Below are 21,806 nucleotides of genomic sequence, written 5' to 3'. Positions count from 1 at the left end.
AACAATTTTCCGACAAGCCGTATATGGGAGCGGGATGACTTTTTCATGGACTCAGATAAACACTTTTTCAAATTTCATGACTTTTCGAAACTTTTTCGTCCGCTTCCGAGTCCCCGATGGTATGATGAGGGATAACGGAGGTGAGAACGCTGGGCAAGCAACCGAACAGCTTTTTATTTGAATTGCATCAAGGCGGCTGGGTACGCATCAGTCCGGTCTCGCCCCATACGTTCCGGATTCAATACAGCGGCTCCGGCCAGTTTCCCGAGTCGGGACTGATTCGTTACGGGATGATTCGGCAGCCCGGGGAACGCTGTCCTTATACGACCAGTATGGACGGGGAGACGGTGCACGTCCGCACCGAAGAAGCGGAGCTGCGTGTCGCGCTCGCAGACGGTTTGTTTAGCTGGGGCGGCGGGGAGCGAGTCCGCACGGAGACGGCGTCTCCGCCCTGGTCGCATCCGGGCGGCGGCTTTGGCTTGCGGCTCGTCTTAGACGGCGACGAGTGTATATACGGACTGGGGGACGTCGCCCCCGACCAGATCGAGCGGCGCGGGCAGAAGGTGGACATGTGGGTGTCCGGCACGAACTATCATGCGCCGATTCCTTTCATGATGAGCAACCGGGGCTGGGCGCTGCTGATGAACACGACGTGGAGGCATACGATCGACATCGCGCACGAAGCGCATGGCGAGATCCGGATCGAAGGCCCCGAGGGCGGCCTGGACGTGTATCTGATCAGCGGCGATACGTATGCGGAGCTGCTGAACCGGTACACTGGGATTGCCGGTAAACCGCGTCTTTTGCCGATATGGGCGTACGGGCTTCATTATTATTGCTCGGTGGAGACCGGGGGACGCCAAGTACTTGAGGATGCGCTGAAGTTCCGCCAGGAGGGGATTCCGTGCGACCTGATTGGGCTCGTAGGCGGATGGATGGCTTCGGGTGAAGAGAGTTCCGCTCCCATAAGCTGGGATCCCCGCCGTTTCGTCGTCTCCCAGCAAGGCCAGCAAGGAACGCTGACGTTTATCGATACGCTCCACCGTCACGGCTTCAAGCTGAGTCTGTCGATGGATTGCGATTACGACTTGTCCGGATACGAGGAACAACTAGTCCGGACCCCTGCAGCCGATGAAATCCCTTCGGAAAAATCATGGTTCGATTCCATGCGCCGATTCGTCTCCGACGGTGTCGACGCGTTTAAGTTCATCAGCGGCAAACAGACGCTCGGTCAGCCGGAGAGGCAGTGGCAGAACGGGATGTCGGACAACGAGCTGCACAATCTGTACCCGCTGATGCTCGGCAAGCAAATGTATGACGGGTACCGGGAGCAAACCGGCAAACGGCCGATGATTCACGCGGTCGTCGGGTACACGGGAATGCAGCAATATACAGCCACCGAAAGCGGGAAATACGGCTTGCGTTCCACCGCCATCGTATCCGCTCTCAATTCCGGGCTGTCCGGCCATGTGCATACGGCGATCCATATTCATGTCGACGCGCCCGAGGGGATTCACGCCGGTTTATTACTACCTTGGGCGCAAAACAACACCGACCGGCATTTCCGGCATCCTTGCTTTCTGGAGGAACGGCAGCGGAACTTATTCCGGACGTACGCCCGGCTGCGTTATCGGCTCTTGCCTTATTTGTACTCGACCGCATACACGGCCATGCTCACCGGCATGCCGATCGCGCGGGCGATGCCGCTTCTGTTTCCCGAAGATCCGGCCTGCCGCGATTTGAGCCGGCAGTATATGCTCGGGGATTATTTGCTTGTGGGCGTCTTTACGGATCGCGTCTACCTTCCGGAAGGACGATGGACGGATTTCTGGACGGGCGATCGTTACGAAGGGCCGTTCGAGATCGAGTACCGCCCTCCGGAGCAGGCAGGGGGCCCTTTATTCGTGCGGGCGGGGGCGATCGTGCCGATGTGGCCGGATATGGATTATGTCGGCCGGTCGTCTCCGGAACGAATCACGCTTCATATTTACCCCAGCGGGCAAAGCGAGACCGTTCTGTATGAGGATGACGGGGAGTCTTTCCAATACGAGGACGGGTATGCCGCGACGACCCGGATCGAATGCGATTCGGACGACGAACGTACCGTCCTGCTTATCTGGCCGCGGACTGGGACATATGAGGGTATGCCGGCTAAGCGCAGCTATGAGCTTGTCGTCCATACCGGCAGGAAGCCGTCTCTTCTTGAGCTGAACGGCGAACAGTGCCCGGAGCAGCACCCTCGTTCCGCAGCCAAAAAAACATTGTCCGGCTGGAAATACGACCGGGTCACAGGAACCGTGCGGATCTATGCCGAGGAAGATGCTGCCCGCGGGGAGCCGGTGAGCGTCGGGTTATCGTTCGCGGCACCGGAGCGCAAGCGGACAAGCAGCCGCCCGGCAGGTGAAACGAGTGACGCTGCGCTTCCGGTTGAAGAAGGAGCAGCGGCCGCAACCCGCGGCGATGCCGAGCAGTGGCTCCATATTGCGCTGGACACGTGCCGTCCCGACGAAGTGAACGATGCTTTGAACGCATGGTGGAGCAGCCGGATCGAGCTTTCCGCCGGTCCCGGCAATTGGCGGGTCCATCTGCTGGACGGGTGCCTGCTGATCGTCCGTCATGCCGAACGCCGGGGATGGAGTCTTGGCGAAAGCTTCGGCATCGCGGACAACCCGCTTGCCGCACTGGACGCGAAATATCCGGAGCAAGGCCTGGAGCTGCTGAAGCGGCTGGCGGACGAAGTGCTTGCAGCGGCGAAACGGACGGCCGATACAGCCCGGCATCCGATCATTCGCGAAGTGCTCGCTTTTGTGCAGCAAAGCTTGCATAAGAAGCTGTCGCTTCAGGAAATCGCCGGTCATACCGGCATCCATCCCGTCTACTTAAGCCGCCTGTTCAAAAAGGAAACCGGTCTGCCGTTCACCGATTATGTGCAAAACCGGCGCATGGAACGCGCGAAGGCGCTGCTCGAATCCGGCATGAAAGTGTACGAGGCCGCCGCGCTAAGCGGATTTGCCGATGTCAGCCATTTCTCGCGCGTATACAGCCGCTACTGGGGGCGGCCTCCGGTCAGTTTCCGGAGAAAATGACCGGCACACAGGCGCACGAGTCTCAGCGGCACGGTGCCGTACGAGTATGAACAGTTCTCGGTTCTCGGTTCTCGGTTCTCGGTTCTCGGTTCTCGGTTCTTAGTCTCAGATCTCAGTCTCAGTCTCAGTTCTCGCTTCTCAGTCTCGGTCTAGTTTTCTCCGTTCACGGTCTCTCCCAGAGCCGTCAGGCGCTGCGGTCGGCCAGAACGAAGACTTTGACGTTTTTCTTCACTCCGAAATCGACCGCTTCCTTCAAATCGTTCATGAAAACGTCGATGCGAGCGCCTTTGATGGCCGAGCCCGTATCTTCGGCTTTGCGCACGCCGATCCCTTCGATCAGCACCGTCGAGCCGAGCGGAATGATGGACGGGTCTACCGCGACCGTCCTCCCCTCCTCCGCTTTGCTGCCGCTGCGCGTAATGCCGTAAGCCGGATGCGAAGGGGTCTTGCCTGTGGATTCCTTGCCGGCCGTGTAAGCGGTCAAGGTCGAGCTCAGTACGCGCTGCACGACCGGCCGGTCCGCGCTGCCTTCGCTCCACTCCGCATCAAGCTGCGGAATCTCCAGCATTTGTCCGACCTTCAGCCGGTTCGGATTATCCAGCGTATTGAGCGCTTGCAGGTCCTCGACCGTAACGCCGAAAGCTTTCGATATTTTATATAACGTATCCCCCGCGTTCACTTGATACTGGAGCAGTTGGATCGCCGAAGCGTCCAGCTCCGCCGCCTCGCTTCCAAAGGTAGCCGCAGCCGCAGCTGTATCCGTCCCGGCTCCTTCACCCGAATGGTTCTCATTTGCCTGCTGAAGGGCGGCCTCCCGCAAGCTCCAAGCCTCCGCGGCGTATGACCAATGCTCGACTAACGCCCACTCCTCCGCCGGAGTCAGCTCCGCCTGGACCGCCTCGCCCGCACCGATCGTCAGCGCGATTCCCGCCGCCGCGGTTATCCACCATTTCTTCCATCTAGCAGCCATAGTAACATCCTCCTCGTTTAGTAGTGATAGATTGGGATATTACAAGAGTTGACAGATGGAGAGAATTGTAAACATCTAGCCGCTTGCTGCCGCATCACCGACGGCCGGAATGACGCCGATTGACAAAACGGCGCAGAAGAAATTAAAATGACCTTAGTCAAATTATGACCAAGGTCGCTTATGGATTCAGGAGTGAACTCCAATGCTGAGAGAAACCCGCAAAAAAGCATTAAAAGAACAAATCTTCGTGCAGGCGCTCCAGCTCTTTCAAGAAAAAGGCTTCGAGCAGGTGACCGTTCAAGAAATCGCCTCCGCCTGCGGCATCGCCAAAGGGACGTTTTTCAATTACTTTACGAAAAAAGAAGAAATTTTATTGTATTTGGGGGAATCCCAGCTCGAAGTGTTGAACAAGGGCATGGAGGAGTATCAAGATGTCCCGGAGCCGAAAGAGCAGCTCAAGCTCGTATTAACCGACTTGCTGCAAAGGTATACGTCAAATGGGGAACTGATGAAGCTCTCCATCGTCGAAGTGATCAAGTCGGCTTACCTGTTCGAGAACGAGTCGAAAAGCATCCGGCGGCTGCAGCAAAGCCTCGCCTCCCTGATCGACCGGGCCAGACGGAACGGGAAGCTGAACAGCCGCTGGGACACGGACGTCATCGTCTCCACCGTCCTCGGTGTCTACCTCCAGACCATGATGTCGTGGTCGCTGCCGCATAACCAACATTCAAGGATCGGCGACATGTTCGAACGGTATTTGGACGTCATATGGGAAGGGATCGCCCAGCGATAGGTTATTACACAACATGAAGTTGCCGAGCAGTGTAGCAGCGGCAGAAGGAGATCGGAATGGTAACCATCATCGTTGTACTGGCTGCATGTATCCTGTTTGCTATCGGCCTGCTGCATGTCTTCTGGGCATTGGGCGGGCAGTGGGGGACAAGGGCTGTGATCCCCGAGCAGGAAGGCGAACGGGCATTCGTCCCAGGCGTGTGGGAGACGCTTCTCATCGCGCTGCTCGTCAGCTCGGCCGGACTGTTTCTCCTGCTTCGGACCGGTCTGGTCGAGTTCAGCTTTCCCGCTCAGGACTTTATCGTCCGGGTCGGCGTATGGGTATGTGCCGTCGTTTTTGCGCTTCGGGTAATTGGCGAGTTCAACCTTTTCGGGATTTTCAAGAAAAAGCGGGCTACGACGTTCTCCAAAATGGACACGTATCTGTATGTGCCGCTTTGCGCGTTTCTGTCGCTGGCGTTTGTTCTTGCCATCGGTTACGGAGAGTAAGGGCCTGATCTGATCTGTTTTGATCTGTTCTGATCTGTTCCGCTCCTCCGGTCGCAGTTGCCGCTAGCTCTAGTATGCCAAAAAAGCCCGGTCTTATCGCAGCATCCCGCTAAGCTTCTCGACAAGCCGGTGCGTCTCGATCACCCGGTCAGCGCTGATCGTGCACCGGTCCGGCCGGTCCAGCGAAGCGAAGAAATGGTCGATGATGCCGGTAAAGCCCCGTCTGTGCGAAATGCTGTCCCAGCTGCCGAAGCGCCGGCTGCGCTCGCCTTCGTTCCGGTCGCGAAATACGGCCGACTCCAGGTTGACGACCTCTACGGAACGTCCGCCGCCGTGAAGCTCCAGCTTCTCGAGATCGCCGCCCGCTCTGCGGCTCATGCTGACGAAGGAAGCGGCCGGGCCGGACTTGAGGCTCCCCGAAGCATGGAGCAGCGCTCCGTCCGCCGTTTTCTCGCCAAGCCAGCTTGTCACCTCATACGAATCTTTGCCGAGCCAGAGGAGCAGATCGAACATATGAATCATGTCGTCATACATCGTTTCTTTAGCGTTTTGCTGCTGCGGGTGCATCCGATGCTTCTGCGCGATACACAAGTCGAAGCCGCCTGTTTCCTCCACCCACCGCTTCGCCTCCGCGTACATCGGCGCGAAACGGCGGTTAAAACCGACGGCGACCAGCTTGCCCCGCTTCAGCGCTTCCTCGGCGATCCGCTCGGACTCCTCCAGCCGGTACGAGATCGGCTTGTCGACATACACGTGAAGCCCGCGCTCCAGGCAAGCCATCACGATATCGGCATGCGTCTGCGTCGTGCTGTGCACGAATACCGCATCCAAATCTTCGCGAAGCAGCTCCGACAGATCTGTAAACCTCTTCGCGATCCGGTACGTCTCGCCCACCCGCTCCACCGTCTCCCCCGAGCGGCTCAGCACGGCGGCGATCTCCGCCTCCGGATGCGACGCAAGCACCGGCAAATAAGCTTTATGCGCAATATCTCCCAATCCGATAATCCCGATTCGTTTTCTCATCCGCTTCTCCTCCAGCCGGTGCCGCCGAGTCGGCGGACCTGCAGTTTTTTGTCCAGCAGCACGCGCGAACCGATCGTCGCCGCCACCACGAGCATCAGAACGCCTACACCCAGCGATATTCCGTACAACGCCACCCATACCGGAGCTCCCGCCGCCATCTTGTATACGGCTCCTCCGGACAGCGGACCTAAGAACCCGGCCAATCCCGTCAGCGCGTAAAAGACGGCGATGAACATCGGCCGCTCCTTCTTCGGCGTATCGCCGACGACGAAATTAAACATCAGCTGGTTAAACCCGCCTACTCCGACGCCGATCAGCATATGTATAACTACCAGGACAGCCTTATCCGGCATAAAAGGCAGCGCCCCCCACCCCATGCAGGACAAAGCGATAACCGGCAGCGTCCAGAACAGAAGTCTTCGGGTCGCATACTTGGCGTTTAAGTTCCCCCACATGAAATAACCGGCTACCATCGCGACATTTTGCGTTAAGGTGGCGATCGAGATCCAGTTGTAGCTAATCTTCATAATATCCATCATGACATAGTTGTAGAACGGGACGGAGATCCCTTGAACGAACAGCCACAGCGAAATAAACAGCATCGACTTCAAAAATTTCGTATGACGAAACGGCACGCTCAGCATCGCGGTCATATTCGTTTGCTCCGACTTCTCGAACGGAGGGCTCGGATACTTCAGGAACAGGACGATGTCCAGCACACCGCAAACCGCCGCCACGATATACAAAATATAAAATCCTTCCGGCTCGGGCATCCGGTCGAGAATTTGTCCGAACACCAGGATGGCAAGGCAGCCGCCCGCCCACAAAATCGTGTTGCGGATGCCGAAATAACGGCCGCGTACCCGGGCGGGGACCATGTCGGCAATCAGCGACGTCCAGAACACCGAGCCGATCGCTTGCCCGGCAAATCCGAACAGGCTGACGGCGATATAAGCGATTACGCCGAATTCCTTCGGAAGCAGCAGCGGCAGGGCGCCTGCGGCCACCCACATGACGCGGTGAAAGCCGCACAGAAACGAGAAGAGCAGCTTCCGGTTCGTATAACGCTGTATGAGCAGCGCCCCGACTATTTGCAGCATGTTGGCCATGCTGGGGATGGCCAGCACGATCCCGATCTGGAACGAGGAGGCACCCAAGTACAGCAAATAACCCGTAAGGAACGGTCCTCCGAGCAGTTGAAACAAGATGATCGCCGGTATGCCTTCAAGCGTGGCGGCTGTCATGCCGCTACGGTAATGGGACGGCTTCCGGGTGCGCATGCGTTTTGCGAACAGCCTCATGATGAGTGCCTCTCTCCGTAGATAATTTGTGCAAGGTGCCAACAACTTCATCTTCAAAGGCGCAAGCCCATATGCTATAATAAGTGCGTATTTTCGCGAAAACGCTCGACTTCGAGTTGGAGGAAGCTCACATGAAATCTAAGGGATATTTGTTAGCGGGCCTGATTATATTTGCCGCATTTTTCGGCTCCAGCATCTTTTTTGAATCGCCGCTTCTGCTATACATCGCCAGCGCCATCCCGATTTTTATCGTCCCGTTTCTGCCGGACATCCGTACGAGCCAGCGGCTCAAGCCCGAACAGAAAGGTGTCGAAATCGTCAAGCTGATCAGCGGCGACGGCGGTCCGGAATGGCTGGTCGTGTCGTTTCGTCCCGGTACGGTGAACTGGAACCGCAGAACGCTTATCGTTCCGTTCGAACAAGCTCCGACCGTAGAGTCCCTACCTACTGACGACTATACTGCGGCATTGACCGTGCTCCAATATGACTTGCGGGTCCGCAAAGGAAGACAGGGCCGATTCGGCATCCTTCTTTCGAACTTATCGGAGAGAACCGCCGGAATGCCATTTACCGTAAACGAAGTAAACCGGCTCCTTATTCCGCTGAACGATATCGCCGAATCGATGCCGATGCCAATGCCTTCGTCCGCTGCCGTAACGTCGCATAGCGTCGAGCTGCAAGCGTAACGACTTAGCGACCGCAACTTTCTCTTTCGAACGGAGTCTGCCAGTTAAGATTTGATCTTCGAGCAAACCAAGGCCCGCCTGTGAAAAGGCGGGCTTTCTTATGTCCATCTATCGGCTTCCCGGATGCGTTCCCCGGCTGGAGCCTTCTCTCTTAATAACTCGCGGCTGCCTTCTGTATAACCGACTGCATCGGCAGATGATAAGGACACTGCTGCTGGCACAACGGTTTTTCCTTGCACGGCTCATAGTCGGCGCAGGATACGATCTTCTCTTTGTGCTTCTCGTAAAATCCGCTTCCTTTCGGAAGCAGTCCGAACTCGCTGCGAATGTTGCTGGAAATCATCACGTCCGGGATCGGAATGCCGATCGGGCACGAACAGTAGTTGCAGCGCCGGCAGTTATGCGTCCCGAGCCGCAAAGCAACACGCTCCAGCTCCTCGCGCTCCGCGTCCTCCACTTCCCGTTCCATCGCCGCGATATTCATTTTGACTTCCTGGGCGCTGACCATGCCCGAGATGATCACGTGGACGTCTTGACTGTACGGATAGCGAATCGCCTTCTCCACAGGCTGGATAAACCCGCCGGACAGCGGCTTCATCGCCACCTTGCCCATATCCCGCCGCGTCAGCTCCGGGATCAGCTCGTCCAGCGCGAACGGCTGCGCCAAATTCAGATGGAACAGCACCTGGTCGAACTGGTCTTTCCGAATCCACTTGGCCAGCAGCTCCGGACGATGTCCGGTTATCCCGATATGACGCACTTTCCCCGCCTTCTTCGCTTCCATAGCGGCCCGGTACGCCCCGTCCTCTTCCATCGCCGTCTTGAATTCATGCACATAGTTCACATAATGAATCTGCAGCAGATCGATAACGTCCGTCTTTAACCGTTCGAGACTTCGTTCGATCTCCGCTTTGGCCGTCGCATAGTCCCGCTTATTCGTTTTGGTCGCCAAAAAATATTCACTGCGGCGGTGCGAGATGCATTCGCCGATGATCTCTTCGCTGTTCCGGTAAGCGGCAGCCGTATCGATATAATTTATGCCGTGGTCCAAGGCGTAGTTCAGCGCCTCACGGGCCTGCTCCAGCGGAACCCCGGGCAAGTTCATCGCCCCGAATCCGAGCGACGACACCTGAAATCCGATTTTTCCGAATGTCCGATACCGCATAAGACTTCTCCTCTCTACAAGCTTAGCTACTATTAGTCCTTCGTATAGAAGTAGAAAGTTCCTCCTCATTGTAGCATACGGACTCAGCAGAGCGGCAGCGTTATTTTAAAAATCGTTCCTTCGCCGATCGTACTATCCACTTGAATATGTCCGCCGTGATTTTTAATAATCCGGTAACATACCGCAAGTCCTAATCCGGTGCCTTCGACCTTCGTCGTAAAAAACGGATCGAACAGCTTGGACTGCGTATGGTAATCCATCCCCGTTCCGTTATCCTCGACGCTGATCGCCACTTTGGCTCCTTGCTCCGCAGCGGAGATCCGAATGACGCCGCGTCCGCTCTGAGGGCTCTCGCCGACCGCGTCGAGCGAGTTTTTAATAATATTCAGCAGCGCCTGCTTCATCTGCTTGACGTCCACACATACGGTCGTAGACGACGGCAGATCCTCTAGCAGAATATCGCAGCCTTTTAATATCGCTTCGCTTTCGAACAGCAGCGTAACTTCCTTCAGGAGATCGACGACTCGCACCTGCTTCTTATCCGGCGTCGAAGGCTTGGACGAATTCAAAAACTCGTAAATAATATCGTTGGCCCGGTCGATCTCTCCGATGACAATCCGTGCGTACTCGTCCTTGCCGAGCTGAGCCAGGTGCGGGCGCAGCAGTTGAATAAACCCGCGGATCGAGGTGAGCGGATTGCGGATCTCGTGGGCGATCGCCGCCGCGATTTTGCCGAGCATGGCCAGCTTGTCGTTCTGGTAGGCGGACTGCTCGATCTTTTTGAACTCCGTTATATCTTTCACGCTGATCAGAATATCCCCGTCCAGCTCTTCTCCGTATGTAGCGGTAACCAGATAATGCCGTCCGTTCTCATCGATTACCTCGTGGTATCGCAGCCGGTACAGGAACATTTCCCGATGCAGCTTGACGACGAGCCGCCGGAACGAACGGGACAGCCGAGAGTGGGCGGCGAGCCCAGGCAGATCAAGCCCAAGCAGCGTTTTGCGGGGCATGCCGAGAAACTTGGCCATCATCACATTAACGAACGATACGAATCCTTCGCTGTCGAATATAACAATTCCGCTGTCCATATGCTGTAAAACGTTTTCATATTTGCTTGCCACAGACTGGAACGAGTTATGCGTCTTGAACAGCAGATTGCGCAGCTCTTCGAGCACTTGCTCGTTGCTGTGGACATGACGGAACTGGAACCGGTAATGAGCGAACAGCTCCATCAGGAAGACGAACGACAACCGGTAATAGCGCAATGCCTCCTCCGGCTCTGCGCTTGCCGCCAAAATATGCATGCTTTGCTCATGCAGAAGGACGAGCTCTTCGGGTCCGATCGACTGCAGAGCTTCTCCGAGTGCAACCGCCGGATGGTGGGAGCCGCTGCTTCCGTCCTGAAAGTACTGGTTCAAGGCTCGTACATATTGCTTTCTCAATTCAGACATAAGTACACCCCGCACCCAATTGGTATATACCGCAAGCCTCGCGAGCAGCGCTCCCCCGGCGAACTACCAGTATCATAGTGTGTTTTTCCATATGTCGTCAATCGCAAATAAGCACTAATAAATGGGAACGATGTCGAAAAAAAGAAAAACGTTCTGCAGTCCCTCTATCCGGGATGTTACAGAACGTTTTTGCAACAAAAGTCGACAAAATGCTGCCCCAAGCTGTATCCGTTTCCGAGCTTTTGCGCTAGTCGCCCCGGTTGTTATCGTCGGATCGGGAGGAGTCGCCTCTTCGATTTCCGTCATCTCGTCCAGGATAGCCGCCTTGCTTATTCCGCTCTTCTTCTTTTCGTTTCTCCTCTTCTTTCTTTTTCTGCTCTTCCTGCTTGCGCTTCTCTTCTTCTTTCTTCTTCAGTTCTTCCTGCTTGCGGTTCTCTTCTTCCTTCTTCTTCTGCTCTTCCTGTTTGCGCTTTTCTTCTTCTTTTTTCTTCAGTTCTTCCTGCTTGCGTTTCTCTTCTTCTTTCTTCTTCTGCTCTTCCTGTTTGCGCTTTTCTTCTTCTTTTTTCTTCTGCTCTTCCTGCTTGCGCTTCTCTTCTTCTTTCTTCCTGTCGTCCTGTTCGCGGCTGCTGCCCGTATTGCCGTTTACACCGGCTGGGATCGTTCCCGGCTTCAGACCGGCTGTAGGCGTTTTGTTGCCGTTGTTCGAGTTGTTGCCGCTATTGCTGCCCGGACGATTGTTCAAATTATTCCGGCCGTTCCGGTCATCATCGTCATCGTCATCATCGTCGTCTCGATCTCTGTCATTTTTGTTTGTCTTATCGTTTTTATTGTCGTTTTTGTTATCGTTTTTGGAGGAAGAGGTATTCGGCTTCGACGATTTTTTGTCGTCATCCTTGTCGGATTTGCCTTTTTCCGCAAGCTTTTCTTTCACCTTCTGATCGAGTTGGCCGCTTTTCTCGGCTTCCAGCAGCTTGGAGAGCGTTTCTTTTTTCGGCACTTCTTTTGTATCGATCAGTTTGTTCAAGCCACCCGCCTCTTGAGCGAGTTTACGTACGGAGTCCTCTTTAAGCCGATTCAAGTTGACGTCGTTTCCGTTGTCCTTCGCACTCAAGTAGACGGCATACTTGCCGGCCGACACACCTTTGGACAGCGCCTCCTCGCGGATGGTCGGGGGAGTGACGAAACTGGCGACCTGAATATTGGAGGCGGTTTGGGGATGCTGCTGCTCGATATGCTTCGTTACGGTTGCTTGAACGATCTGACTGAGGCTCGATTCGTCCACTTTCGCTTCTTCGTACACTTTTGTGCTGGAGATGATGACGTCCCCTTCTTCATCTTTAAAATACCCCTCTTGCTCGACCCGCTGCATCAATGTTTCCGTAGCCGTGACCAGCGGCTTTCCGGTCAGCAGCAAGTCTTCCAGCAGCTTGATGCCTTCGTCGTTAAGTCCTCTCGCTTCCTGCACCTCGTTATCCTTGTCGATGCCGAATTCGACGCTCGGGTTAATATCCAGCGTCACATAGGCGACGATTGGCTTAACGCCTTCCAATTTGCCCCCTAGTCCGGTAAATAGAACGATACAAAACAGAACAGCGGCGGTCAGCGCGAACGTTATGGACCATACAGGCCGCTTCAGACGAATTGGAGGAGTGGAGAACAAAATTTCTTCCCCGACCTGGCAAACGCGTCCCGAACGGGGAATTTTCTTGAATTGACCGTCGGGCGTCATTACGACGACATCCGAGTCGGTCATTTCCATCACGATGCCTCTATGCATGTCCTTACTCCTCTCCTGGTTGATCTTCGGGGATATTCAAGTAATGTTTCAAATAAGGATACGAGCCGTTCGTGATCAGGGCTACCGCTATGATGAATTTGCGGTTTCGTTCCAGGGTCTTGCGCGATACCTCCACTTTCTCCAGCAACTCCTTAATCGGCAGCATTTTCTTCGTCTGCACGATCGACATCATGACCTGATCCCGCGCCAATAACGCCCCGATGGCGAATAAAGCTTCTCTGGAATCGCTATGCTTGGGAGAAGCGTCCACAAGGTCGTTAAAGGAAATTCCGAATTCCTGCAGGCAGCGGTTGAAGTCAACGATTTCGCTTCGGCGTTCTTCGATTGTTTTTTCTTTCTCGTAATGCTCGATCGCCTGGTGAATCTCCACCGGGTTGACGATGCTGTCTTCATCATCCTCCACTTCGAAGGAGCTATACGGGATTTGTCCCGTAAAGCGCGTTTCTTTACGCACATGATCGATCAGCCGGCGTCGCATCACCGTCTCCGCAAAGCTCAAAAAAGACCTTCCCGACTCCGGGGAAAACTGATTGATCGCCTCATTGAAGGCGCCAAGCGCTATGCTGAACTCGTCGTCCCGGGACGGATCTATATATCGCTTGCAGAAGCGGCTTGTCACTTTAGCTACATAAGGCTGATAATCGGTTATGAACTGATTCCGGAGTCGGATGTTTCCTTCCTGGATTAGCTTGACTTTATGCTCCGGAGTTTCGGCTATATCGGAAGAGTCGTGAGACTGGCGTTTTCCCAGAAATTTCTTGAATAAGACCAGCAGCAAACGTTCCACCTCACACTACATGTTTCGAGTTGCTCCCCCAAGATATGGGGGTCATCCCAACCCGATGGTTGTTATTATAACACACAAATTTATGCAGAAAGAAGCGATCGGGCAGAGAAACGGCGTTATCCCACAAATTGGCATCCAGCAATTAGCAATCCGCCTCGTCTGCGGGCACAAAAAAACGCCCCCGTTAAAGGGACGTTTATCGCTTCAGTCCCGCCCTTGTCCGGCGGAGAACGCTTTTTTCTGAAATTTATTGCGCCGTTCGTTCAAGGCTGTCAGCCGCCTCTTCAATTGCTGCTCCCATTCGTCGTCCTTCAGCAATTTGGCGACGGTGAGCAGATCAAGCGCCATATCAATTTGCCGGTTCACCACATCCAGAGGTTCTTCGGCCTCGCTGTTGATACAGTTATCGTACAAGCCGGCTTCCGTCTTGTCTTCGACGTAGTCCTGGAAATCGACTTCCGCCGCCCCGTCGCCGTGCGCATACTCCGCCAATATCTCGTACTCGCTCTCCACCATATAATGCACCTCGATCCGGTGACATACCGGACAAAACAGCAATGGGACGTTATGAATATGCGTCTCGATGTGACGCAGCGTGCCTTTCGTGCCGATCATCCCGGCTCCGCAGCAATAACTCATCGACCTGCCTCCTCTTTATTCCCGGCCGCGAACGAAACCTTATCTATTGCGACATGCTTATGCAAGCAACGGTAAGAAATACGATCTTAACTTATTCGCCTCAGAGGCCGGAAATTCCTTTTCGCCCCTGGACCATTATTAGGAAAGCTGCCAATCATAACCCGGTTGCCGTTGCCGAGTGCAGTGCCATGGTGCACGATAAGGGTACGATAAGGCCTATAAACCGCTTTCTTGAGCCAGATCCTGGCCAAAGACGCTGAACTGTAATGCGCATGGACTCTTGCATAGACTCTATTATGCAAACTCGATCGGTGAACAGCTCTCAGCGAAGTCGAGCGGTTTCTTGTCGCATAGCGGCAGTCGGCCGACCGCAATAAGAGTCTCCGGCACCCTCTATTTTCGGCCTTTTCGCGAAACCAAGGTGAATAAAGGCGGTTTGCACCCCTTATTTTCAACCAGTTGATCGGATCTGCACCTTTTTGCCGATTTTAAGAGTCTCAAACCGTCCTTATTATCCCATTCAGACGGGTTTTGGACAAAATAAGGGCTGCGAACCGCACTTATACGTTGTATGACCATGTCCGGCCGCCCGTCTCGGCTCGTTATAACGCTATAGTGAGCTTTAACAGCCATCAATAACGACATTAAAAAAGACGCTTCGCCCTGCCGGATTGTTGCACCGACGGGACTTGCGTCTGTTGAGCAGGCTATATGCGTCTTGCCGCAGCGTTTTACGAATCCGCCTTAGCCGTAAGTTTCCGTGTACTTCTCCGCGCTCCACAGCTTGTCTGCTTCGGAAGCGTCGTTCATCTCCACCACGATCATCCAGCCGTCCGAGTACGGGGATTTGTTAACATTCTCGGGAGCGTCTTCGAGCGCGCCGTTTACTTCCACTACTTTACCCGTTACCGGAGAATACAACTCGGATACGGTTTTCACCGATTCTACGCTGCCGAACGGCTCGCCGAATTCAACGGAGTCTCCTACTTTCGGCAATTCGACGAACACGATGTCGCCCAATTCGCTTTGCGCGAAATCGGTAATGCCGATCGTCATCCGATTGCCTTCGATTTTAGCCCACTCGTGCTCTTCACTGTACTTCAACTCTGCTGGTACGTTCATTGTACGATCCCTCCCGAGGATATTCCGGGTTGTCCTTGTCGGCCCACCCGATCGGTTCGCTACTACGCTTCCTTAGGCCCCAAAATTTTATGAAGCCGCTGCTCGACCATACCGATCGCTTTCTCGCCGGCGCCGTAAAACCGCATCTGGCCTTCCGCGTCGAACAAATAATAAGCCGGCACAAATTCGTTCTGGAACGAATCGGTAACCGCATGATCGTTGTCGATGGCGATCGGATGTTTCATCTCATACTGCTTGATCGTTTCTTTGACCGAGTCCAGATCGGTATCCTTCTCGGAACGGGGCATATGGATGCCGAGGAGCTGCAGGTTGTACTGCTCCCCGTACTTCTCCCGCCATTCGTTCAGCAGCGGCAAGCTTTCTTTGCACATGTAACAGCTGACCGCCCAGAAGTGAACAAGTACAGGCTTTCCTTTAAACTGGTCTTTATTCAGTTCGCCGTTCACCCACTCCGTAATTCCGTGCAGATCGGGCATCGGCTCGCGCAAACGCAAAGGCATATCGGTTCCCTCCTCGGATGGTAAATGGTCGTGTTCCCTCAGCAATTGGCAAATGCTGCGAAAAAGCCCCCCACCTGCAGCTTGCAGACAGGGGGGCTTCCCTTATGTTCCGATAACGTCCTGGACGATTACTTCGCAGTCAGATGCTTCTGACCCGGTTTCCAGTTAGCCGGGCACAATCCGCCGGATTGGAGCGCTTGAAGCACCCGGATCGTTTCATCCACGCTGCGGCCTACGTCCAGATGGTTAACCACTTGATATTTCAATTCGCCTTCCGGATCGATGATGAACAATCCGCGAAGCGCGATGCCTTCTTCTTCGATCAATACGCCATAGTCGCGGGCAACCGTCTTCGTGAAGTCAGCTGCAAGTGGGTAGTTCAAACGGCCGAGACCGTTCATGTCACGCGGAGTGTTGAGCCAAGCGCGGTGAGAATGCTTGCTGTCCGTGCTGACGCCGAGGATTTCCGCATCCAGGTCGTCGAACAGTTCTTTGGCGTCGCTCATTGCAATAATTTCGGTCGGGCATACGAATGTAAAGTCGAGCGGGTAGAAAAACAACACCAGCCATTTGCCTTTATAGTCGTTAAGCGATACTTTACCGAATTCTTCTCCGTTGCCAAGCGCCGTTTCCATTTCGAAATAAGGTGCTTTCTTGCCAACCAAACGATCTGCCATGAGACGCTTACCTCCTTATAATTCCGTATTTTCCGTCTGCCTGACGCAGCCGGGAACCGGTATGAATTCCTGCTTGTATGGGAGCCTTGTCCAGGCCCACTTGTAAAATCGTATCATCCTGATTAGTGAAAGTCAATATCGATAATGAGTACTTGTTTAAATTTATTATAAACTTTGACGATCCGATGGCAAAAGCGAAAAGAGCTCTTAAACGAAGCCATCTCCACGTCGGAATGCCCTTGCGCAAGCGGTAGCTTTTTCTGCGCCAGAAAGTACTCCGTTTCGCTAAAAAAACTCCGGGAATCGCAACAGCGACAGCCCGGAGCCTCCGTACATCGTTTATTCGAATTAACGCTTCATCGCTGCAATGATCAGGTCGCCCATCGCTGTCGTGCCGATCGCCTTGCTCTTGTCGACGGCTATGTCGCCGGTACGGTGGCCCGCGTCCAGCACGTCTTTCACCGCGTTCTCGATAACGTCTCCCGCTTCCTGGTAGTTAAAGGACAGCTTGAACATCAGCGCGACGGACAGAATGGTCGCAATCGGGTTCGCGATGCCTTGGCCGGCGATGTCCGGCGCAGAACCGTGTACCGGCTCGTACAAGCCGAAGCTTCCTTCGCCGAGGGACGCCGACGACAGCATGCCGATCGATCCGGTCAGCATCGCCGCTTCGTCGCTCAGGATATCGCCGAACATGTTCTCAGTGACGATCACGTCAAAGCTGGACGGACGGCGCAGCAATTGCATCGCGCAGTTGTCGACGAGCACGTGCTCCAGCTCAACGTCCGGATACTCAGGAGCGATCCGGATCACCGTTTCCCTCCACAGGCGCGACGTTTCGAGGACGTTCGCCTTATCGACCGAGCAAAGCTTTTTACGGCGTTTTTGGGCGATTTGGAACCCTTGGTGCACGATGCGCTCGATTTCTTTTACATTATATACGCAAGTGTCCACCGCTTCCTGGCCGTTGTCGCTGTCACGGCGGAACTTCTCTCCGAAGTAGATGCCACCCGTCAGCTCACGCACGACGATCAGATCGGTGCCTTCCAGCACTTCCGGCTTCAGCGTCGAAGCTTCCTTCAAGCAGTCGAAAATAACGGCCGGACGGATGTTCGAGAACAGGCCAAGCGCCTTGCGGATGCCGAGCAGTCCGGTCTCCGGGCGGGTTTCCTTCGGATTGCTGTCCCATTTCGGTCCGCCAACGGCGCCAAGCAGCACTGCATCGGCGCGCTTGCATTTGTCGAGTGCGTCCTGCGGGAGCGGAGTGCCGGTCTCGTCGATCGCGATGCCGCCGAACAGGGCGCTTTCCGTCTCGAATTTGTACCCGAACAGCTCCTCGGTTTTTCTTAATACTTTTACCGCTTCGGCAATTACTTCAGGCCCGATGCCGTCGCCGGGAAGAATCGCGATTTTTTTCGTTTCTGCCATGGGGGAGGTCACTCCTAATTAGGGATTATAATCTCGGACTATCTTTTTACGCATACTATCATTTTCACACATTTCCCCCGTAATGACAAAGATATAAAATCTATCGGCGTTATAGGAGAACGCAATAACTATAACAGATTCGACATAGGAACGGGGGAATACCAGCAGGATTTATTTCCCCGACTATGCTATTCTATTGCTATACGATTAGAAGCCGCACCTGCTGCAAGCCGCCGCACAAGGTCCGAACCGGACAAGCGCCGCTTGACTGGCCCGGAACGATCACTCCACCTAAGGGGCAACCTGTCATGAATCCGAATATTCAACAATTCAAAGCCGAATTTTTTAAAGCGCTGGCCCATCCGATGCGCATCCGTATTCTGGAAGTGCTTTGCGAGGGGGACAAAACCGTCAATGAGCTGCAGACGATTCTCGGTTCCGAAGGATCGGCCGTATCGCAGCAGCTGGCCGTGCTGCGCAATAAAAACGTCGTGTACGGCATAAAGGAAGGGACCTCGGTCATATACTCTTTGCGCGACCCCTTAATTCGAGATTTACTCGCTGTGACGAAGCAAATCTTCGATAACCATCTGGTCGATGCCATTTCCTTGCTCGAAGTCATCCGAAATGAACCGTAACCGGCTGAAAACCGGCCGATTCGGAAGTTGACGGAATCGGCTCGGCGGCTTAGTATAGTGCATATATTCAAATAATCAAATATTTAAAGAAAAGAAGGTTTGCACATGATACGGTCCGGCCGATTCGCCCGTTACGACGCCGCGGCTTTCCGGAAAGACCTCGTCTCCGGTATTCTTGTAGGGATTATTGCCATTCCGCTCGGAATGGCTTTTGCTATTGCCTCGGGCGTCAAACCCGAGTACGGGATTTATACGACGATCGTCGCAGGCGTCCTGATCTCTTTGTTCGGCGGCTCGCGTTTCCAGATCGGAGGACCTACAGGCGCCTTTATTCCGATCTTGTTCGCCATCGTGATGCAGCACGGCTACGAGGACCTGCTGATCGCCGGATTGATGGCGGGCGTCCTGCTCGTTCTCATGGGCCTGCTGCGGCTCGGCTCGCTGATCAAGTTCATTCCCCGCCCGGTCACGATCGGGTTTACTTCCGGCATCGCAGTTATTATTTTCAGCGGCCAGATCCCCAGCTTTCTTGGCCTGAAGGATGTGCAGAGGCACGAATTTTTCGGGGCGAATATGAAAGAAATTTTTCTACATCTGTCTACCCTTAACTTCTACAGCGTCGCTCTGGCTGCTATCGGCCTGGCGGTCATTCTCATCTCGCCCCGGCTATGGCCAAAAGTTCCCGGCTCGCTGATCAGCCTTCTCGTAACGAGTGTGATCGCATACGTGTTCTTCCGGGATCAGGTCGCTACGATCGGCTCGGCATACGGCCAGATTTCGGGCTCACTGCCCAGCGTTCATGTTCCTGCCCTGACTTGGGACAAAATAAGAGAGCTGGCCGGACCAGCGTTTGTGATCGCCATGCTTGGCAGCATCGAATCGCTGCTCTCCGCCGTAGTAGCGGACGGAATGACCGGAAGCCGCCATAACAGCAACCGGGAGCTGATCGGCCAAGGCATCGCCAACATCGTCACGCCGCTGTTCGGAGGCATCCCTGCCACCGGGGCGATCGCCCGCACGGCCACCAACGTTCGTACCGGCGCCGTCACGCCGATGTCCGGCATCATACACGGCGTCTTTGTCCTCGTCGTGCTTCTCGCTCTCGCTCCGCTGGCGTCCCATATTCCGCTGGCCGCGATGGCCCCGATTCTGATGATGGTCGCTTGGAACATGAGCGAGCGCAAAGAATTCGGCCGTATCCTGACGAGCCGCACGAGCGATTCGCTTGTCCTGCTTCTTACGTTTCTGCTCACGGTCTGGACCGACTTGACGACGGCCGTCGGCATCGGTATTTTGCTGGCTCTGCTGCTGTTCGTCAAAAGGATGGGCGAGATGCTTACTGTAGCGAAAGTGCTGCCCGATCCGAAAATTCCGCAGTCCCCAGTGAGCGCGTCGATTGCGGCGGAAGGGCACGGTTGTCCGCAAATCGAAATCTATACGATCGAAGGCCCGTTATTTTTCGGAGCGGCCAATATGTTCGAGAAATCCATTATGGACACCATCCATGACCGGCCGAACGTGCTGGTGTTGCGGATGGGCGACGTTCCTTTCATGGATACGACCGGGGAATCGAACCTTGCGAGCCTTGTCGAACATTTCGCCAAATTCGGCGGTACCGTCCTTGTCGCGGAAATTCGCACGCAGCCTATGGAAGTGATCCGGAGAACCGGATTGTACGAAACGATAGGCGAGGAGCGGTTTTTCGACCATACCGGAGACGCGATCCGTTACGCGCTTACGTATCTGGACAAGAAACAATGCTTGAGCTGCAAGCAGGCCGCCTTCCGCGAGTGCGCCGGACTGTCGCAAGCCGTTCCTTCGCCCGACCCGGGAGCTGCCCAGCCTTCGTCCGCCGGCGTCTCGGGATAATCACCTCTCCCTTCCTGAATTGGACCAAAAGTCGAACCTTGACAAAAAAAATAGAAACCACTTTCAAAATCGGGTACAATAGTTGTATGCGAAAGGAAGGGAGAACCCTTATGAATTACACATTTTCCAGTTTTACCGACGGCCTGAAATCGTCCGCGGTACGTGAAATTTTGAAGCTGACCCAAGGAAACGCGGTCATTTCGCTGGCCGGAGGGCTCCCCGCGGAGGACCACTTCCCGATCGAAGCCGTCAAGGAAGCATTCGAGCGCGTCTTCCAGCATGGAGGCAAAAGCTCGCTGCAATATGGACTTACCGAAGGCTACACTCCGCTGCGCGAAGAGATTTGCAAGCGAATGGCCGGCAAAGGCGTTCACGTTAAGCCGGAGAACATGCTGATCACGACAGGCTCGCAGCAGGCCATTTATTTGCTTACGCGCATTTACTTAAGCGCAGGCGATGTCATTTTGGTTGAAAATCCGACTTATCTGGCTGCGCTGCAAATCTTCAAAGCTAGCGGCGTACAGGTGATCGGCGTCGAAGCCGATAATGACGGCATGCTGATGGAAGATCTCGAAGCGAAGCTGAAGCAATACCGCCCCAAAATGGTATATGTCACGCCAACCTTCGCCAATCCGACCGGCAAAGTATGGAGCGTCGAACGCCGCAAAGGACTGCTCGCGCTCTGTAAGCCGAACAATGTGCTGATTCTTGAAGACGATCCTTACGGAGAGATCCAGTTCGACCCGAACGCCAACTATCCGTCGATCATGTCGCTCGACGAGCATCCCGAGGACAGCGCCGTGCTGTATACGAGCACGTTCTCCAAGACGGTCGTGCCTGCGCTTCGGACCGGCTGGATCGTCGGAGATTCGCATGTGATCGCTCAGATGGCCAAAGCCAAGCAAGCGGTCGATCTTCATTCCAGCACGCTCGACCAGCAGGCGCTCTACCAGTTGCTGGCGAACTTCGATCTGGATGCCCACATCCGGACGATCCGCAGCGAATACGGCCGCCGGATGGAGCTGATGAAATCGCTGCTCCAGGACAGCCGGTTCTCCGATCTGCGTTGGAGCGAGCCGCAGGGCGGCATGTTCTTCTGGGTCGAACTGCCTGAAGGAATCGACGCTTCGGAGCTCCTTAAAAAAGCGGTCGAGAAAGGCGTCGCATTCGTACCCGGAGTTGACTTCTATGCGGAGAACCCTCGCCGCAACACGATGCGCCTGAACTTTACACACACGGACAGTGCCAATATGAAGCTCGGTCTGAACCGCCTTGCCGAAGCATTGGACGCTTACAAGCAGAACGTATAAACCCGGGACCGGCTCGAAAACGCCGGATGATGAGCAGCCCGCCTTCTCCTT

The 21,806-nt window shown here is 54.8% G+C and carries 19 protein-coding genes; 7 read left to right on the top strand and 12 right to left on the bottom strand.

Features of this window, described 5'->3' with window-relative positions; genetic code table 11:
• The first annotated feature begins 140 nt into the window (after positions 1–140).
• Complete coding sequence (locus IDH45_RS15885) at positions 141–3,086, top strand: TIM-barrel domain-containing protein (protein WP_190929106.1); 2,946 nt, start codon at positions 141–143, stop codon at positions 3,084–3,086.
• A gap of 184 nt (positions 3,087–3,270) precedes the next feature.
• Here the strand turns inward: IDH45_RS15885 and IDH45_RS15880 are convergent, their stop codons facing one another.
• The gene (locus IDH45_RS15880; RefSeq protein ID WP_190929105.1) at positions 3,271–4,056 is read right to left on the bottom strand and encodes a 3D domain-containing protein; all 786 of its coding nucleotides are present in this window, start codon (positions 4,054–4,056) and stop codon (positions 3,271–3,273) included.
• Positions 4,057–4,258: 202 nt separating this feature from the next.
• On the opposite strand from IDH45_RS15880, the gene IDH45_RS15875 reads away from it, so the two are divergent.
• Together IDH45_RS15875 and IDH45_RS15870 are read left to right on the top strand one after the other, a co-directional pair.
• Complete coding sequence (locus IDH45_RS15875) at positions 4,259–4,849, top strand: TetR/AcrR family transcriptional regulator (RefSeq protein WP_190929104.1); 591 nt, start codon at positions 4,259–4,261, stop codon at positions 4,847–4,849.
• A gap of 56 nt (positions 4,850–4,905) precedes the next feature.
• A complete protein-coding gene (locus tag IDH45_RS15870) occupies positions 4,906–5,337 on the top strand; it encodes a DUF3995 domain-containing protein (RefSeq protein ID WP_190929103.1) in 432 nt (143 codons plus the stop codon).
• Between the two features lie 93 nt (positions 5,338–5,430).
• Here IDH45_RS15870 and IDH45_RS15865 read toward each other — a convergent pair whose 3' ends face one another.
• Positions 5,431–6,360: a Gfo/Idh/MocA family protein gene (locus tag IDH45_RS15865; protein WP_190929102.1), complete on the bottom strand. Its 930-nt coding sequence runs from the start codon at positions 6,358–6,360 to the stop codon at positions 5,431–5,433.
• On the bottom strand, positions 6,357–7,661 hold the full coding sequence (locus IDH45_RS15860) for an MFS transporter (protein ID WP_190929101.1): 1,305 nt from the start codon (positions 7,659–7,661) through the stop codon (positions 6,357–6,359). The genes IDH45_RS15865 and IDH45_RS15860 overlap by 4 nt, the downstream gene beginning before the upstream one ends.
• A 131-nt stretch (positions 7,662–7,792) precedes the next feature.
• Between IDH45_RS15860 and IDH45_RS15855 the strand changes: the two genes are divergently transcribed.
• Positions 7,793–8,347 carry a hypothetical protein gene (locus IDH45_RS15855; RefSeq protein WP_190929100.1) on the top strand — a complete coding sequence of 185 codons (555 nt, stop codon included), beginning with the start codon at positions 7,793–7,795 and terminating at the stop codon, positions 8,345–8,347.
• Positions 8,348–8,498: 151 nt separating this feature from the next.
• Here IDH45_RS15855 and IDH45_RS15850 read toward each other — a convergent pair whose 3' ends face one another.
• The 9 genes from IDH45_RS15850 to leuB form a co-directional block, all read right to left on the bottom strand.
• Entirely contained in the window at positions 8,499–9,512 is a 1,014-nt protein-coding gene (locus IDH45_RS15850; protein WP_190929099.1) for an aldo/keto reductase, read from the bottom strand.
• 83 nt (positions 9,513–9,595) lie between these two features.
• Positions 9,596–10,966, bottom strand: coding sequence for an ATP-binding protein (locus tag IDH45_RS15845; protein ID WP_190929098.1), 1,371 nt, complete (start codon positions 10,964–10,966; stop codon positions 9,596–9,598).
• Between the two features lie 247 nt (positions 10,967–11,213).
• The gene (locus IDH45_RS15840; RefSeq protein WP_190929097.1) at positions 11,214–12,743 is read right to left on the bottom strand and encodes an anti-sigma factor domain-containing protein; all 1,530 of its coding nucleotides are present in this window, start codon (positions 12,741–12,743) and stop codon (positions 11,214–11,216) included.
• Between the two features lie 4 nt (positions 12,744–12,747).
• A complete protein-coding gene (gene sigI, locus IDH45_RS15835) occupies positions 12,748–13,542 on the bottom strand; it encodes an RNA polymerase sigma factor SigI (RefSeq protein ID WP_190929096.1) in 795 nt (264 codons plus the stop codon).
• A gap of 213 nt (positions 13,543–13,755) precedes the next feature.
• On the bottom strand, positions 13,756–14,190 hold the full coding sequence (locus IDH45_RS15830) for a hypothetical protein (RefSeq protein ID WP_190929095.1): 435 nt from the start codon (positions 14,188–14,190) through the stop codon (positions 13,756–13,758).
• A gap of 744 nt (positions 14,191–14,934) precedes the next feature.
• Positions 14,935–15,312 carry a glycine cleavage system protein GcvH gene (gene gcvH, locus IDH45_RS15825; protein ID WP_190929094.1) on the bottom strand — a complete coding sequence of 126 codons (378 nt, stop codon included), beginning with the start codon at positions 15,310–15,312 and terminating at the stop codon, positions 14,935–14,937.
• Between the two features lie 62 nt (positions 15,313–15,374).
• Positions 15,375–15,827: a redoxin domain-containing protein gene (locus IDH45_RS15820; RefSeq protein WP_190929187.1), complete on the bottom strand. Its 453-nt coding sequence runs from the start codon at positions 15,825–15,827 to the stop codon at positions 15,375–15,377.
• 134 nt (positions 15,828–15,961) lie between these two features.
• On the bottom strand, positions 15,962–16,510 hold the full coding sequence (locus IDH45_RS15815; RefSeq protein WP_190929093.1) for a peroxiredoxin: 549 nt from the start codon (positions 16,508–16,510) through the stop codon (positions 15,962–15,964).
• A gap of 348 nt (positions 16,511–16,858) precedes the next feature.
• Complete coding sequence (gene leuB, locus IDH45_RS15810) at positions 16,859–17,938, bottom strand: 3-isopropylmalate dehydrogenase (protein ID WP_190929092.1); 1,080 nt, start codon at positions 17,936–17,938, stop codon at positions 16,859–16,861.
• Between the two features lie 308 nt (positions 17,939–18,246).
• Here leuB and IDH45_RS15805 point away from each other — a divergent pair, with 308 nt between their 5' ends.
• The 3 genes from IDH45_RS15805 to IDH45_RS15795 all read left to right on the top strand — a co-directional run bounded on the left by IDH45_RS15805 (position 18,247) and on the right by IDH45_RS15795 (position 21,755).
• Positions 18,247–18,576, top strand: a complete 330-nt coding sequence (locus IDH45_RS15805; protein ID WP_190929091.1) for an ArsR/SmtB family transcription factor — start codon at positions 18,247–18,249, stop codon at positions 18,574–18,576.
• A gap of 105 nt (positions 18,577–18,681) precedes the next feature.
• Positions 18,682–20,445, top strand: a complete 1,764-nt coding sequence (locus IDH45_RS15800; protein ID WP_190929090.1) for a SulP family inorganic anion transporter — start codon at positions 18,682–18,684, stop codon at positions 20,443–20,445.
• 110 nt (positions 20,446–20,555) lie between these two features.
• Positions 20,556–21,755 (top strand): aminotransferase-like domain-containing protein, encoded by a 1,200-nt coding sequence (locus IDH45_RS15795; RefSeq protein WP_190929089.1) that lies wholly within the window; start codon positions 20,556–20,558, stop codon positions 21,753–21,755.
• Positions 21,756–21,806 lie beyond the last annotated feature (51 nt).

Origin of the sequence: Paenibacillus oceani, assembly GCF_014705615.1 — a bacterium.
GTDB classification, from domain to species: domain Bacteria; phylum Bacillota; class Bacilli; order Paenibacillales; family NBRC-103111; genus Paenibacillus_AB; species Paenibacillus_AB oceani.
This window is presented reverse-complemented; position numbering and strand designations above follow the sequence as displayed.

Excerpts from the sequence above, each read along its gene's own strand:
- IDH45_RS15880 (WP_190929105.1), bottom strand. The coding sequence starts at position 4,056 with ATGGCTGCTAGATGGAAGAAATGGTGGATAACCGCGGCGGCGGGAATC.
- IDH45_RS15875 (WP_190929104.1), top strand. The coding sequence starts at position 4,259 with ATGCTGAGAGAAACCCGCAAAAAAGCATTAAAAGAACAAATCTTCGTG.
- IDH45_RS15870 (WP_190929103.1), top strand. The coding sequence starts at position 4,906 with ATGGTAACCATCATCGTTGTACTGGCTGCATGTATCCTGTTTGCTATC.
- IDH45_RS15865 (WP_190929102.1), bottom strand. The coding sequence starts at position 6,360 with ATGAGAAAACGAATCGGGATTATCGGATTGGGAGATATTGCGCATAAA.
- IDH45_RS15860 (WP_190929101.1), bottom strand. The coding sequence starts at position 7,661 with ATGAGGCTGTTCGCAAAACGCATGCGCACCCGGAAGCCGTCCCATTAC.
- IDH45_RS15855 (WP_190929100.1), top strand. The coding sequence starts at position 7,793 with ATGAAATCTAAGGGATATTTGTTAGCGGGCCTGATTATATTTGCCGCA.
- IDH45_RS15850 (WP_190929099.1), bottom strand. The coding sequence starts at position 9,512 with ATGCGGTATCGGACATTCGGAAAAATCGGATTTCAGGTGTCGTCGCTC.
- IDH45_RS15845 (WP_190929098.1), bottom strand. The coding sequence starts at position 10,966 with ATGTCTGAATTGAGAAAGCAATATGTACGAGCCTTGAACCAGTACTTT.
- IDH45_RS15840 (WP_190929097.1), bottom strand. The coding sequence starts at position 12,743 with ATGCATAGAGGCATCGTGATGGAAATGACCGACTCGGATGTCGTCGTA.
- IDH45_RS15830 (WP_190929095.1), bottom strand. The coding sequence starts at position 14,190 with ATGAGTTATTGCTGCGGAGCCGGGATGATCGGCACGAAAGGCACGCTG.
- gcvH (WP_190929094.1), bottom strand. The coding sequence starts at position 15,312 with ATGAACGTACCAGCAGAGTTGAAGTACAGTGAAGAGCACGAGTGGGCT.
- IDH45_RS15815 (WP_190929093.1), bottom strand. The coding sequence starts at position 16,510 with ATGGCAGATCGTTTGGTTGGCAAGAAAGCACCTTATTTCGAAATGGAA.
- leuB (WP_190929092.1), bottom strand. The coding sequence starts at position 17,938 with ATGGCAGAAACGAAAAAAATCGCGATTCTTCCCGGCGACGGCATCGGG.
- IDH45_RS15805 (WP_190929091.1), top strand. The coding sequence starts at position 18,247 with ATGAATCCGAATATTCAACAATTCAAAGCCGAATTTTTTAAAGCGCTG.
- IDH45_RS15800 (WP_190929090.1), top strand. The coding sequence starts at position 18,682 with ATGATACGGTCCGGCCGATTCGCCCGTTACGACGCCGCGGCTTTCCGG.
- IDH45_RS15795 (WP_190929089.1), top strand. The coding sequence starts at position 20,556 with ATGAATTACACATTTTCCAGTTTTACCGACGGCCTGAAATCGTCCGCG.